This is a genomic window from Nocardia sp. Root136, assembly GCF_001427185.1.
Taxonomy (GTDB): domain Bacteria; phylum Actinomycetota; class Actinomycetes; order Mycobacteriales; family Mycobacteriaceae; genus Nocardia; species Nocardia salmonicida.
In genome coordinates, this window is sequence record NZ_LMFE01000013.1 from 117,033 (window position 1) to 130,720 (window position 13,688).

Sequence of the window (13,688 nt, forward strand, 5' to 3'; positions counted from 1 at the left end):
GGTGACTTTTCAGGACCCCGAGCCGCTGGCCAACAGCTGCATGAGCGACGTCAGCCCCCACAGCGTCGTCGTGGCCGACCCCGTCGGCCATTCCTCGGCGATATTCGTTCCCATATGAAACCCCTTGTTGCTCAGATCATCACCAAATCAACTCCGACCGAGATCATAGTGAGTCACCCGATACGAAAGCGTCGGCGGTACTCGTTGGGGGTCGTATCGAGCTGGCGACGGAATGCGCGGGCGAGCGTATCGATGGTGTTGAAACCGCAAGCGGCAGCGATTCGTTGGAGCGTTTCGTCGCTCGTCTCGAGCCGATGCCGCGCCACCTCCACCCGCGCCGACTCGATGTAGGCCGCGGGCGTCATCCCGAGCTCGGTACGAAAGATGCGCGTGAGCTGGCGTTCGCTGACATGGACCTGCTCGGCGAGGTCGGTCACGGTGAGCGGCTTCGCGATATTTCCCGCGATGTAGTGCCGCAGATCCTCGATCCGGCGCGTGGTCGACACCGGCTCGAGCGACACACTGAATTGACTCTGCCCACTCGGCCTTTTCAGATACATGACCAACTGGCGAGCGACCCGCAACGCCAGTTCGTCCCCGAAATCGTCGGCCACCAATGCCAGTGTGAGATCCAGACAGGCAGTGAGTCCCGCTCCGGTCCAGACATTTTCGTCGCGAATGTAGATCGGATCCGCATCGACGATGACCTTCGGGTGCGCGACCGCCAACTGCTGCGCGGTCGACCAGTGCGTGGTCGCCCGCTTTCCGTCGAGCAGCCCCGCGGCCGCCAGAATATGCGCACCGACACACACCGAAGCCACCCGCCGAGCCCCCTCGGCCAACCGCGCCACCGCCGCGACCACCCCCGGATCGACCACCGCGCTGACCCGCCGGTGACTGTCCGTCTCCACCGCCCCCGGCACCACCACCGTGTCCACCCGCCCCAACTCGGCGAACGTCACATCCGGCAGAATCCGCACCCCCGCCGAGGTGGTCACCGCCTCCATCGACTCGGCGGCCAACACCACCCGATACCCCGTCGGCTCGTCCATCTCCCGCTGCAACAGCGAGAACACCTCCGGCGGGCCCGTGACATCCAGCAGATCCACCCGATCGAACAACACGATCACCACGAGCCGCTCAGTCACCCACCACCTCCATGTCCGAATCTGCAGGTTACATGACATTGCCGACATAACACGGCGCCCATACCGTGGATCCCATGACCTCCACGACCCTGCGCGAACTCAACGGCTTCGACGAAACCCCCGCCTCCCTGACCAACTCCACCCTCGTCCTGATCGACTACCAGAACACCTACACCCAGGGCGTCATGGAACTGGACGGCTGGAAACCCGCTCTCGACGCGGCCGCCGAACTCCTCACCGCCGCCAGAGCAGCGGGCACCCCCGTAATCCACGTCATCAACGACGGCGGCAAAGACACCCCCTACGACATCACCACCGGCATCGGCCGAATCCATCCCCAACTATCCCCAACCCCCGACGAACCCACCGTCGTCAAATCCGCCCCCAACGCCTTCGTGAACACCGACCTCGCCGAATTGGTCGACGCCGCAGGCAACACCAACCTCATCATCGCCGGCTTCATGACCCACATGTGCGTCACCTTCACCACCGAAGGCGCCTTCCTCCGAGGCAACACCCCCACCGTGGTCGCCAACGCCTGCGCCACCCGCCCGCTGGGCGACATCGCCGCAGCTCAACTCCACACCAGCGCCCTGGCCACCATCACCGACCTCTACGGCATCGTCGTCCCCACCCCGAACGACCTCAACGCCTGATCCGCAGACCGACTGGTGAATCACTGTTGCGCAGGGCCGCATACCTTTTCGAGCATGCGGCCCCACGCGTCCGATCTCAGCTTCGAGCGGACCGGAACGCTACGACGGGCAGTTGACCGTGTACTCCCACTGGGTGCCATTCGGGCCGGTGACCCGGATGCTCACCGTGGAAGACGACCCTGCGGGCAACGAAACGACCCGAGATCCGGTGCCCTCGTTGGCAGCGTCGCCGACGTAGCCGGTGTCGAGCACCTGCCCGCCTTCGTAGAAGACCTGAATACGGTCGGGAACGTCGAGGGTTTCGTAGGCCAGGACGAACGAGGTTGGTCCGGTGACGCCGAGCTGGTGCGTGGTGTTGGTGACGCCAGCCCCACCCGACTTGGTCGAGCGGTTACACTGCTGCACGGTCTCGGAGGAGCCGCCGCTCGAGCTACCGCCGAGTATTCCACTGCCGGTATCGAGCAGGTCCCCGAGAATCCCACTGCCCGTGTCGATCACCCCGCTGCCGGTCTCGCCGCTGCCGGTGTCCGCGCCGGCCACCCCGGCGCCGGCGACAAGCGACAGTGCCGCTCCCACCACGGCCACCGTCCGAAGAATCCCCCGATTCGAAAGACTGATCTTGTTCATAACGCTTCCTCCACAACACTTCTCGCCACGGATCTGGATCAGGTGAAGCCGCCGACGCGACCGAACGATCGCTGGGCAAGAGAAGTTCTACACGCGTTGCGAAGGATCCGGACTGCTCGAAATTCGGCCATCGCCGTGTTCAGATGCCGAATAGTTGCCCGGTAGGCGAGCACTCGATATTGGCAATCGGGCAACACCACGAACGCAGCCCACCGCGCCTCGAGCAATTTCTTAGCACGCAGAAGAAAACACCGGACGGTAGACCAAAATTGGCATTTCGCTGCCACATGGCTACTGCCCAGCGAATCAATTCAGGCCGATGAGTAAAGTCACAGCAATTCCCGGTAACGAGGCCTATCGCGATGACGATCGCCCGAAGCGCAAGGCCCCGAACATATTCCGCAGTGGGGACCTATCCACCGCGCCCGAATACCGCAAGGGCCGCACACCCCCCTGGAGTGTGCGGCCCTTGTGGCTGGAGACTCAGCGCACGGTGGCGGTGAGGTGGGGGTAGCCCTTTTTGGGGTGCAGGATGGAGAGATCCCAGCCGGATCCGACCTGGTCGGCGTAGATGTTCACCGAGGACGGAAGAAAGATCGGCTTACCGAATTTGACCGCGTAGGTGGTCTTTTCGGGAACACGGCCCTCGATGGTGCTGAGGATCGCGGCGGCGGACCACATGCCGTGGGCGATGGTTTGCGGGAAACCCATTGCCTTGGCGCCGATTCCGGAGACATGGATCGGATTGCGGTCGCCCGAGGCCGCGGCGTAGCGGTTGATCAATTTCTGATCGACGCGCTGCACGCGCAGCGGAGGCGGCGGCACCTCGTCGGCCGGAGGCTCCGACTTGGGACCGCCGGAGAGGGAGGTGCGCTGCTGGTGCAGGAGGGTCGATACCTGACGCCAGACGAGCTCGCGGCCTACCCGGATCTCCGTGATCGCGTCTACCAGAAGACCCTTCGGGTGTTCGCGAAGGTTCTCGACGTGAGCGGAGAAGTCGAGGGGCTCGGCGGCGGAGATCTCCCGGGTGCGCTCGATGACGTTCTCGAAGTGCACCGCGCCGACCGCCGTGAACGGGAAGTCCCGCGCCACCATCAGTTCCATCATCAACGGGAACGCGAGGATGAAGGGGTAGGTCAGCGGCAGGGTGTCGCTGAAACGCAGGCCGGTGGCGTGGCAGTAGGCGGCCAGGTGGTCGGAGTCGATCCGCACGCCGTCGACGACGACGCGACGGTCGGGCAGGGTGGGCTTGCGACCCGACAGTGCGGCGGGCAGCGGGATGGCGCCCAGCGCCGCCTTCGCGTACAGGCCGCCGTTCTTGGGAACCTCGGTGAGGGTGATCGTCTGGGTCATCAGGCGCCGATCAGGCTCTGACCGCAGACGCGAACCACGTTGCCGCTCACCGCGTTCGACGCGGGGCTCGCGAAGTAGGCGATGGTCTCGGCGACGTCGACGGTCTGGCCGCCCTGCAGCAGCGAGCTCATCAGGCGACCGGCCTCCCTGGTGCCGACGGGAATGGCGGCGGTCATCGCGGTCTCGATGAAGCCGGGCGCCACCGCGTTGATGGTGATGCCCTTCTCGGCCAGCAGCGGGGACTCGGCGTCGACCATGCCGATGACGCCCGCCTTGGACGCGCCGTAGTTGGTCTGACCACGGTTGCCCGCGATGCCCGCGATGGAGGACACGTCGATCACGCGGCCGCCTTCCTTGAGCACGCCCTTGGCGACGAGGCCGGAGGTGATGCGGTGCGGTGCAGCGAGATTGACGTTGATCACCGAGCTCCAGCGACCCTCGTCCATGTTGGCGAGCAGCTTGTCGCGGGTGATGCCTGCGTTGTGCACCACGATGTCGATGCCGCCGAAACGCTCGGTGGCGAAGTCGGCCAGCCGCTCGGCGGCGTCGGGCGCGGTGACGTCGAGGGCCAGCGCGGTGGCGCCGATCTTGTTCGCGGTGTCGGACAGGGCCTCGCCCGCGGCGGGGATGTCGGCGACGATCACGGTGGCGCCGTCACGGGCGAACACCTCGGCGATGGTGGCGCCGATACCGCGTGCGGCACCGGTCACGACAGCGACCTTGCCGGCGAGCGGCTTGTCCCACGAAGCCGGGGCGACAGAATCGGCGGAACCGACGCGGATGACCTGACCGTCGACGAAGGCCGACTTGCCCGAGAGCAGGAAGCGCAGGGTCGACTCGAGGCCGGTCGCGGCGGCGCCCGCTTCGGGGTGCACGTAGACGAGCTGGCCGGTGGCGCCGCGCAGCAGCTCCTTGGCGACCGAACGCGAGAAGCCCTCGAGCGCGCGCTGGGCGATCTGCTCATCGACCGAGCCGGCCAGTTCGGGGGTGGTGCCGAGAACCACGACACGCCCCGAAGGAGCGAGGTTGCGCATGGCGGGCTGGAAGAATTCGAACAGCTGCGCGAGCTTGTCGATCGAGTCGATGCCGGTGGCGTCGAAGACCAGCGCGCCGTACTTGGTGCCCGAGTCGAGCGAGTCCGCGACGGTGTAGTCCGACAGCAGCGCGCGGACCGGCTCGGCCAGGCGGCCCTTGCCACCGAGCAGCACCGGGCCGGGCAGGGCGGGCTCGCCCGCCTTGTATCGGCGCAGCTCAGCCGGCTGTGGGAGGCCCAGTTTGCTCGCGAGGAACGCGCCGGGGGCGGAGTGGATGAAAGATCCGTAGAGGTTCGGTGCACCCTTGCTCTTGGCTGCCACTGTTCCTACCTTCTCTGTGCTCGACGAGTGTGTGACCGTGCTCCGCCCAGTGTCCCCCGTGTGAGCGCACACTTGCGGGTACGGTGTCGACAACGAACTTACTCCGGAGTAAGTTTAATGTAAACCGATACGACGCCGCGACCGCACGGGGGCCTATTCCACCGGCCGGCGTTACCCGGAACCGACGAGACCATGGAGAACTCGAGTGACAAGCAAAGCCCGCTCGGCGACGGCCAAGGACAGCACTGCTGAGACCAGCACTGCCAAGGCCGCGAAGACCCAGCGCCCGGTCGCCATCGTTGGCGGCAACCGAATCCCCTTCGCTCGCTCGGACAAGGCCTACGCCAAGGCGTCCAACCAGGACATGTTCACCGCGGCCCTCGACGGGCTGGTCAGCCGGTTCGGGCTGCAGGGCGAGCGCCTCGGCATGGTCGTCGGCGGCGCCGTGCTCAAGAAGGTCGGCGAGCACAGCCTGATTCGCGAAAGCGTGCTCGGCTCGAAGCTCTCGCCCTACACCCCGGCCCACGACCTGCAGCTCGCCTGTGGCACCGGCCTGCAGTCGATCGTGACCGTCGGCGACGCGATCGCCCTCGGCCGTATCGAGTCCGGCATCGGTGGCGGCGCCGACACCACCTCCGACGCGCCGATCGGCGTGAGCGAGGACATGCGCGAGTGGATGCTCACCGCCAACCGCGCCAGGACCAACAAGGACAAGCTCAAGCTGGTCGGCCAGCTGCGCCCCTCGATGCTCGGCATCGAGATCCCCAAGAACGCCGAGCCGCGCACCGGGCTGTCGATGGGTGAACACGCCGCCATCACCGCCAAGGAATTCGGCGTGGCCCGCGAGGCTCAGGACGAGCTGGCCTACCTCTCGCACAAGAACATGGCGGCCGCCTACGACCGTGGCTTCTTCGACGACCTGGTCACCCCGTTCCTCGGCCTGACCCGTGACGACAACCTGCGTCCCGGCTCGACCGTGGAGAAGCTGTCCACCCTGAAGCCGGTATTCGGCGTCAAGGCGGGCGACGCCACCATGACCGCGGGTAACTCCACCCCGCTCACCGACGGCGCGTCGGCGGTGCTGCTGTCCACCGACGAGTGGGCCGCCGAGCACAAGCTGCCGGTGCTCGCGCACCTGGTGGACTCCGAGGTCGCCGCGGTGGATTACATCCACGGCCCCGACGGCCTGCTGATGGCGCCCACCTACGCGGTGGCGCGCCTGCTGGCCCGCAACGGCCTGACCCTGCAGGACTTCGACTACTACGAGATCCACGAGGCCTTCGCCTCCGTGGTGCTGGCCACCCTGGCCGCGTGGGAGTCCGACGCCTACTGCAAGGAGCGCCTCGGCCTCGACGGCGCGCTCGGCTCCATCGACCGCAGCAAGCTCAACGTGAACGGCTCCTCGCTCGCCGCGGGCCACCCGTTCGCCGCGACCGGCGGCCGTATCGTCGCCTCGACCGCGAAGCTGCTGGCGGAGAAGGGTTCCGGCCGCGCGCTGGTTTCCATCTGCGCCGCGGGCGGCCAGGGCGTGGTGGCGATCATCGAGCGCTAGTCCGCGCCGATCACACAGCGACGGCGGGTGGTCTCCGATTCTTCGGAGACCACCCGGGCACATCGGGTTCGGGTGCGGCTGCGTGGACCCCCATGGCCCGCAGATGAGGAGCTTGATGAAGCCGAGTGGAATATCGATCGCGGCGGAACCGGTTCCGGCGGAACCCGATTCGGCTACCACCGCCGGCTGCGCGGGGGCGGCGAGCGCGGCGGGCGCGCCTGCGGCGATTCCGGCGACGGCCGCGGTGGCAACAAGAACTCGGATCATTCGACGATGCATGACAAGCCTTTCAAAGGACAAACTGAGCGAAGCTAATAACCACATCGGGTGCCTCGAAGCGGGCGTTATCCATAACTTCCTTGGGCTTGACCCTCGAATTGCCTAGTGCTACAAGCCATTCACGTTGCGCGAACCACTGTCAGTTCGCGTCGATAGCGGCGGCGAGAAGTGGCCAGGATTTGTGCAGGTCTTGTTCCCAGTACTTCCAGGTGTGGGTGCCCGCGGGGCGGAATTCGGCGTGGGCGGGAATGTTCAGTTCCGCGAGGCGGGCGGCGAGTCGCTGGGTGCACAGGTTGGCGGCGGCCTCGATGGCGCCGCCGAGGAGGATCTGGTCGGTCATGCCGATGACTTTTCCGGGCGTGGCACCGGGCGGGAGGGTTTCGGCGACGCCGGGCAGACCGTTCGCGCTGGAGAGGTAGATCGCCTTGCCGCGCAGGCGTTCCGCGTTGAGGTAGGCGTCGTTCGCGCGCCAGGCGGGATCGCCGGGCGGGCCCCACATGTTGGCTGGGTCGGCTCCGCCACGGGCCAGGACGAAATCGATGTAGGCACGACTCACCGGGTCATCCACCGAGGCGCAGCCGCTGTAGGCGCCGACCGCGCGGTAGCGGTCGGGGGCGGCGATGGCCAGGTTGAGCACCGCCGTGGCCGACATCGACAGGCCCGCGATGGCATTCACACCGGTGGTGTTCATGGTGGCGTCGATGATCGGCGGGAGTTCCTCGGTGAGGAAGGTCTGCCACTTGTTGCGGCCGAGCTTCGGATCGTCGCGCTGCCAGTCGGTGTAGTACGAGAACGCACCTGCCGCCGGCGTGACCACGTTGACGTTCTTGTCGGCGAAGAACTGCACGATGTCGGTCTGGTTGTACCAGTTCGCGATGTCCTCCCCGCCACCCGCGCCGTTGAGCAGATACAGCGTCGGCCGTGGCGCGCTGGTGTCGTGTGGGGTGATGACCTGTAGCGGGATCACCCGGTCCATCGACGCGGAGTACACGTGCAGCATCTGCTGCCGCTGGCCTGGCCGTTCGATCCGATCCAGCCTCGATCCGTCCGCGTCGGCCGTCCCGATCGACGCGACCGACAGCGCGGTGACAGCGAGCGCGGTCAGCACCGTCCGCATGCAGGTGAACAAGAGTCCTCACAGAGTTCGAATCGAATCGCGCCACACAGAAATGGTTCGCCGGGACGGCAGCGCGAATCCGTCCCGGCGACCAGGTGCTACGCGATCAGCTACCGATCAGATCGCCCAGCACGTCGGAGATGATGTCGCTCAGCGAGCCGGTGGAGCTCAGCTGGCCATCATCGGAACCCAGCCCGTTGTCGCCGAGGCTGCCGATCACCGTCTCGCCCGCGTTGGCACCGCGCGCGGTGAAACAGGCGGTGAGGCCGGGCATTTCATTGCTCACGCCCACGGTGCCTGCGACGCCGACGCCACCGCTGGTGACCATCTGGCCCACCTTGATGCCGCTGGGCACCGGGTAGGTGATGGTCAAGGTGACCGGGTTGCCGGAGTTGACGAACCAGCCGGTGCTCGTCACCTTCCAACCGCCCGCGTTGGGCTCGGCGGTGACGTCCTCGGTGACCTGGCCGCCGACCGCGTGATAGGCGGTGATGGTGGCCTTGGTCGGCGCGCCGAAGCCGACCGGCGGGAAGTCGGTGATGGTGTTGACGTACGGGTTGCCGATCCCGGTGGTCCCCACGATCACCTTGTAGGTGACCGAGGTGCCGACGCCGATCTGCTCGGCGCTGGCGATCTTGTCGTAGACGTGGGTGACACCGACGGTGCTCCAGTCCTGCTTGGTGTCGTGACTGCTCACCGCGCAGGCGGCGGCGGCGGCGACGCCGGATCCAAAGCCGACACCGACACCGGCGACGACCAGAGCGGTGGTGGCGACGCCCGCGGCGATACGCGAAGTCCGGAACATGTTTTTCCTCCATAGCCCCGGCGAACACGGCCGGGGCGAATTCCTCATCAGGTGGGCTTCCCCCCTCTGACCACAAGGTATAGGTCGGACTGGACGATTGTCCTGGAAAATAGGAACGTGTTCTTATTTTGTGGAACATAGTCGTTTTACTCTGCGGCGCGGGTAGGATCCGAGAATTTTCGCTCGGCCGGAATCCGTCCGAAAACGCGACAACCGGCCCTCTGTCTGACGACGAAGGGCCGGTTGCGGGTGTCTAGGGGGCTTATCGCCTACTTCTGCGGCAGCTCGTTGTGGCCGCCGAACGCCTTTCGGAATAGGCGCGTCTGGCTACTTCTGCGGCAGCTCGTTGTGGCCACCGAACGCCTTTCGGGATATGCGCGTCTGGCTACTTCTGCGGCAGCTCGTTGTGGCCGCCGAACGCCTTTCGCATGGCCGAGAGCATCTTGTCGGCGTAGAGGGCCTGGCCGCGGGAGGAGAAGCGCTGATAGAGGGCTGCGGAGAGAATCGGGACGGGGACCGCGGTGTCGATGGCGGCGTCGACGGTCCAGCGGCCTTCGCCGGAGTCGGAGACTCGACCACTGTAAGAGTCCAGGTCGGGGTCGGCGACCAGCGCCGATGCGGTGAGGTCGAGGAGCCAGGAGGCGACGACCGAACCGCGACGCCACACCTCGGTGATGGCCGGAATGTCCAGGTCGTACATGTAGTACTCGGGATGCTCCATCGGCGTCTCCTCGGCGGAGTGCTCACCGTGCAGGTACTCCGAGCCCGCGTTGGCGTGCTCGAGAATGTTGAGACCCTCGGCGTAGGCGCCCATCGCGCCGTACTCGATGCCGTTGTGCACCATCTTCACGAAGTGGCCCGCACCGTGCGGACCGCACAGCAGATAGCCCTTCTCCGCCTGCGACGGCTCACCGGTGCGGCCAGGGGTGCGCGGGGCCGACTCGTAGCCCGGAGCGATGGTCTTCAGCAGCGGCTCCAGGTAGTCGACCTGGGCCTTGTTCCCGCCGATCATCAGGCAGTAGCCGCGCTGTAGGCCGAAAACGCCACCCGAGGTGCCGATGTCCAGATAGTGAATGCCCTTGGGCTCCAGCGCCTTCGCGCGTTTGATGTCCTCGTGGTAGCGGCTGTTTCCGCCGTCGATGATGATGTCGCCCGGCTCGAGCAGCTCGGCGACGTTCTCGATCACCGCACCGGTGGCGCCTGCGGGGATCATCACCCACACCACGCGGGGAACCTCGAGCCTGCCGATGAAATCGGCAAGGTCGGTCGTGCCGCTGAACTTGTCACCGAGCTCGGATTCCAGGTCGGCGAGGGGCCCTGGGTGGCGCTCGTACCCCACGGCGGTGTGCCCGTCGCGCACGATCCGGCGCACGATGTTGGCACCCATCCGGCCGAGGCCGATCATTCCCAGCTGCATCAGTTCTCCTCGTTGTCCGGTCCGTGGTGTCGAGTCTCACCTCGATTGTCTCGCGCCGCCGCGACCTCGGCCGTGGCGGCGTCGCCCAGCGCGCCGAAATTCTTCCGTATGGGCTGTAACGCCCCGCTCCGGGCCACGATAAACAGATCGGCTCCGTGTAGTTGCCAGACCCCCGACCCGGCAACTACACGGAGCCTTTCTGCTGCCCCCGACCCGGTGCCGAGCTGCCGAGCGCGCCGAAGCGCGTTACCCTCGGGCCGGACCCCGCAAACATTCGGGGCCAACCTAACGGAAGGACCTCCGTGCCCAGCGAGTCGACCGCCGGACAACCGGCCGACCGAAGGGGCGAGGTCGGATTACGCAAGCTGCTCGAATCAAATCGCACTTTCGATCCGGACACCACCGCCCTCACCCAGCCCCTGAACACCGTGACCCGCGATCGCTGGTCACCCACTCCCGGCCCGGCGGGCAACCAGCCGCCGACCCCGCCGGGCAACCAGCAGCTGGTCAAGCGAATCGGGATCGCGGTCGGCGCCGTGCTGGCCGTCGGAACCGCCGCCTACCTGGCCGACCTCGCGTTGAGCTCGGGTGAGGTGGCGCGCGGCGTCGTCGTCGCCGGTATCGACATCGGCGGGATGGACCAGGCCGAAGCCGACGCGCTGCTGCACACCGAGCTCGGACCCAAGGCCGAACGACCGCTCCCCGTACGGATCGGTGACGTCCAGGCGAGCATGGTGCCTGCCGCAGCCGGTCTGTCGGTGGACTACGACCGCACCTGGGACGCCGTCGGCGGTCAGCCGTTGAACCCGGTGAGCCGACTGATCTCCCTGTTCGGTACCCGCGAGGTACCGGTGTCGAGCACCGTCGACACCGCGGCTCTCGACGCACAGCTCGCTGATTTCCGCGTCCACGACAATCCGACTGTCGAAGGCACGGTGCGGTTCGAGAACGGCAGACCCGTCGCGGTCGCGCCGGTGCCCGGCCGGGTGCTCGACACCGAGTCCGCGCGCACCACCATCACCGACCGCTGGGCCGCCAGCAGCCAACTGGATCTGCCAGTGGTGGCCGCACCCGTCGCCGTGCGCACCGATGCCGTACAGGCGGCGTTGCGCGAGATCGCGACGCCGGCTGTCGCCTCACCGATCACCTTGTCCGGCAAGGACGTTCAAGCCTCGCTGACCACCGGCCAGATCGCCGACGTGCTCGGTTTCGTCCCCGACGGCAACGGCGGACTGGCGCCCCAGATCAACAACGAAGCCGTAATCGCGTTGCTCGCACCGCAATTGGCGAAGTCCGAGGTGGAACCCAAGGACGCCACCTTTACGGTCGGTGCGGGTAAGCCGACCGTCGTGCCCGCTGTGGTCGGCGAGAAGATCGACTGGCCCAAGACGCTGGAGAAGCTGCCCGCCCTGCTCACGCAGTCGGGTCCGCGCACCACCCCGGTGGTGTATCAGCGCGTCGAGCCCAAGCTCACCACCGAGGCCGCGAACGCGCTCGGGGTGAACGAGACGATCGGCCAGTTCACCACCGGCGGCTTCAGCGGACCCTCCGGAGTGAACATCCGCACGGTCGCCGCCAAGGTCGACGGGGCGGTGATCAAGCCGGGAGATACGTTCTCGCTCAACGAGTTCACCGGTCCGCGCACCGCCGCGGAAGGCTATGTGGAGTCGGGCATCATCGACAAGGGCAGGCCGAGTACCGCAGTGGGCGGCGGCATCAGCCAGTTCGCCACCACGCTCTACAACGCGGCCTACTTCGCCGGGATGGAAGACGGCGGACACACCGAGCACAGCTACTACATCTCGCGCTACCCGGCCGCGCGCGAGGCGACCGTGTTCGACGGTGCGATCGACCTGGCATTCCGCAACACCGGCACGACCGGCGTCTACATTCAGGCGGTCGCCACCGGATCCGATATCACCGTGCGGTTGTGGGGCACCAAAACCGTGAACGTGGAATCGATTACGGGTGAGAAGTCGAAGCCGACCGAGCCCAACGAGGTCGTCCTGCCCAAGGGCAAGGACTGCATCGCCTCCGAGGGTGCGCCCGGCTTCACCATCTCCGACACCAGGGTGATCACCGACGCGAAGTCCGGCGCCCAGGTGTCGCGGCATACGCGGACCGTGAAGTACGACCCGATCCCGGTTGTGAAGTGCGAGTAGGGGTTCGACCGTAAGAGGCTCGCGCGGTAGGCGGATTCGCCACCGCGCGAGCCAGTCGCCACAGCAGCAGTCCTCGCCGCAGCAGTTACCGCAGCAGTCACCGCAATCGCAGCAACTGCCGCAGTCGCAGTTCTTGGCCCAGGCGTCCTTCTGTTCGCCGGTGCACGGACTGGTGTGATCGACACAGCAGGCCATGCCGGTGCAATAGACGCCCAGGATCAGCCCACCGGCCTTGAACGGACCAGGTCGGCCCGGGCGGCGACTCGGCGGCGACGGGAACTCGTACGGCGAATGCTGTTGAGCCGTAACGGAAGTACGACAGGCATGTCCGACCGCGATGCCGAGCCCACGGCCGAGGCTTCGCAGCAGGCTCGCCAGCGGATCGAGCAGCGCCCAGCGCACGGCCGGCAGCTGATCGAGTTCGGCCTCGGCCGCGGCCCGACGGATGTGGGATTCGCTCTCGCGCAGCAGATCGTAGGCCCGGGGCATATCCGTGCCGGTGGCCTCCAATGGATTGAAACGGCCGCGGGCACGGTCGCGTTCGAGGTCTTCGATGGCGTCGGCCAGATGCGCGATACGACCGACGTGCCGACCGATCTCCTGGAGAGCGGCAACGTTTTCCGGGCGACCGGCCAGCGTGGCGGTATGCCCGAAGAGGGTGGCGGCACAGAGTTGAGTCGGCCCGGTGAGTTCGTCGAGCGAGGTCGAACCCGGATGACCCGCACACCCTTGCGCACTGAAGGCCGCAGCGCGGGACTCCAGCGAGGACTGGGTGGCGATCGCGTTCAGCATCGGCCGCACATCGAGCCCGATCAGGTCTGCCTGCTGCTCGGCTCGTACCGCCCAGATGTTCGACACCCTGCGCATCGGACCACGGGCGACAGCGGACGCATCACCGTCGTCGACGTGATCGCGAATCTTGGCCGCACCCAACAGCAGTGACGCGGTGGCGGCCAAACGCACGCCAGGCGCGCTCGCGGCGACCACCGAGGCGCGCTTCATTCCGCGCAGCGGACATGGTCCCGCGGTCGTGCGCGCACCGGCACCCGACTGCGCCTCGGTGAGCACACTGAGCACGATCGCATCGGTATTGGTTGCCGCACGGGCCAACTGACCGTGCCCGTCACGCAGACCCAGACACAGCCCGCACATGTGTGCCTGCCACTGCCCCGGATCGATGCCATATTTCGCCGCGCCGTGCGCACACGGCTTCAACA

Annotated in this window: 10 protein-coding genes and 1 pseudogene; 3 read left to right on the plus strand and 8 right to left on the minus strand. The window is 66.7% G+C overall.

Annotation, left to right across the window (positions count from 1 at the left end; all coding sequences use genetic code 11):
* Positions 1 to 173: 173 nt before the first annotated feature.
* Positions 174 to 1,148, minus strand: a complete 975-nt coding sequence (locus ASD42_RS31275) for a GlxA family transcriptional regulator (RefSeq protein WP_235569902.1) — start codon at positions 1,146 to 1,148, stop codon at positions 174 to 176.
* A gap of 74 nt (positions 1,149 to 1,222) precedes the next feature.
* Between ASD42_RS31275 and ASD42_RS31280 the strand changes: the two genes are divergently transcribed.
* On the plus strand, positions 1,223 to 1,804 hold the full coding sequence (locus ASD42_RS31280) for a cysteine hydrolase family protein (protein WP_056823633.1): 582 nt from the start codon (positions 1,223 to 1,225) through the stop codon (positions 1,802 to 1,804).
* Positions 1,805 to 1,903: 99 nt separating this feature from the next.
* Here the strand turns inward: ASD42_RS31280 and ASD42_RS31285 are convergent, their stop codons facing one another.
* From ASD42_RS31285 to ASD42_RS31295, 3 genes are all read right to left on the minus strand, one after another.
* Complete coding sequence (locus tag ASD42_RS31285) at positions 1,904 to 2,431, minus strand: hypothetical protein (RefSeq protein ID WP_056823635.1); 528 nt, start codon at positions 2,429 to 2,431, stop codon at positions 1,904 to 1,906.
* Positions 2,432 to 2,914: 483 nt separating this feature from the next.
* A complete protein-coding gene (locus ASD42_RS31290; RefSeq protein WP_056823638.1) occupies positions 2,915 to 3,784 on the minus strand; it encodes a MaoC family dehydratase in 870 nt (289 codons plus the stop codon).
* Complete coding sequence (locus ASD42_RS31295) at positions 3,784 to 5,139, minus strand: 3-oxoacyl-ACP reductase (protein WP_056823641.1); 1,356 nt, start codon at positions 5,137 to 5,139, stop codon at positions 3,784 to 3,786. Before ASD42_RS31295 ends, ASD42_RS31290 begins: the two co-directional genes overlap by 1 nt.
* Positions 5,140 to 5,344: 205 nt before the next feature.
* Between ASD42_RS31295 and ASD42_RS31300 the strand changes: the two genes are divergently transcribed.
* Positions 5,345 to 6,691, plus strand: coding sequence for an acetyl-CoA C-acetyltransferase (locus tag ASD42_RS31300; protein WP_056823644.1), 1,347 nt, complete (start codon positions 5,345 to 5,347; stop codon positions 6,689 to 6,691).
* 418 nt (positions 6,692 to 7,109) lie between these two features.
* Here ASD42_RS31300 and ASD42_RS31310 read toward each other — a convergent pair whose 3' ends face one another.
* The 3 genes from ASD42_RS31310 to gnd all read right to left on the minus strand — a co-directional run bounded on the left by ASD42_RS31310 (position 7,110) and on the right by gnd (position 10,309).
* Positions 7,110 to 8,087 carry an alpha/beta hydrolase gene (locus tag ASD42_RS31310; RefSeq protein ID WP_056823649.1) on the minus strand — a complete coding sequence of 326 codons (978 nt, stop codon included), beginning with the start codon at positions 8,085 to 8,087 and terminating at the stop codon, positions 7,110 to 7,112.
* Positions 8,088 to 8,193: 106 nt separating this feature from the next.
* Positions 8,194 to 8,892 carry a hypothetical protein gene (locus ASD42_RS31315; RefSeq protein ID WP_056823651.1) on the minus strand — a complete coding sequence of 233 codons (699 nt, stop codon included), beginning with the start codon at positions 8,890 to 8,892 and terminating at the stop codon, positions 8,194 to 8,196.
* A 385-nt stretch (positions 8,893 to 9,277) separates the two neighbouring features.
* A complete protein-coding gene (gene gnd / locus ASD42_RS31320; protein ID WP_056823654.1) occupies positions 9,278 to 10,309 on the minus strand; it encodes a phosphogluconate dehydrogenase (NAD(+)-dependent, decarboxylating) in 1,032 nt (343 codons plus the stop codon).
* Between the two features lie 302 nt (positions 10,310 to 10,611).
* Between gnd and ASD42_RS31325 the strand changes: the two genes are divergently transcribed.
* Positions 10,612 to 12,471: a VanW family protein gene (locus tag ASD42_RS31325; protein WP_056823658.1), complete on the plus strand. Its 1,860-nt coding sequence runs from the start codon at positions 10,612 to 10,614 to the stop codon at positions 12,469 to 12,471.
* 549 nt (positions 12,472 to 13,020) lie between these two features.
* On the opposite strand, the pseudogene ASD42_RS35550 reads toward ASD42_RS31325, so the two are convergent.
* Positions 13,021 to 13,623 (minus strand): annotated as a pseudogene (locus tag ASD42_RS35550) (DUF5685 family protein); the annotation flags it as partial.
* Positions 13,624 to 13,688: the final 65 nt, after the last annotated feature.

Coding starts and splice junctions, on each gene's coding strand:
- ASD42_RS31310 (WP_056823649.1), bottom strand. CDS start 8,087: ATGCGGACGGTGCTGACCGCGCTCGCTGTCACCGCGCTGTCGGTCGCG.
- ASD42_RS31315 (WP_056823651.1), bottom strand. CDS start 8,892: ATGTTCCGGACTTCGCGTATCGCCGCGGGCGTCGCCACCACCGCTCTG.
- ASD42_RS31290 (WP_056823638.1), bottom strand. CDS start 3,784: ATGACCCAGACGATCACCCTCACCGAGGTTCCCAAGAACGGCGGCCTG.
- ASD42_RS31280 (WP_056823633.1), top strand. CDS start 1,223: ATGACCTCCACGACCCTGCGCGAACTCAACGGCTTCGACGAAACCCCC.
- ASD42_RS31285 (WP_056823635.1), bottom strand. CDS start 2,431: ATGAACAAGATCAGTCTTTCGAATCGGGGGATTCTTCGGACGGTGGCC.
- gnd (WP_056823654.1), bottom strand. CDS start 10,309: ATGCAGCTGGGAATGATCGGCCTCGGCCGGATGGGTGCCAACATCGTG.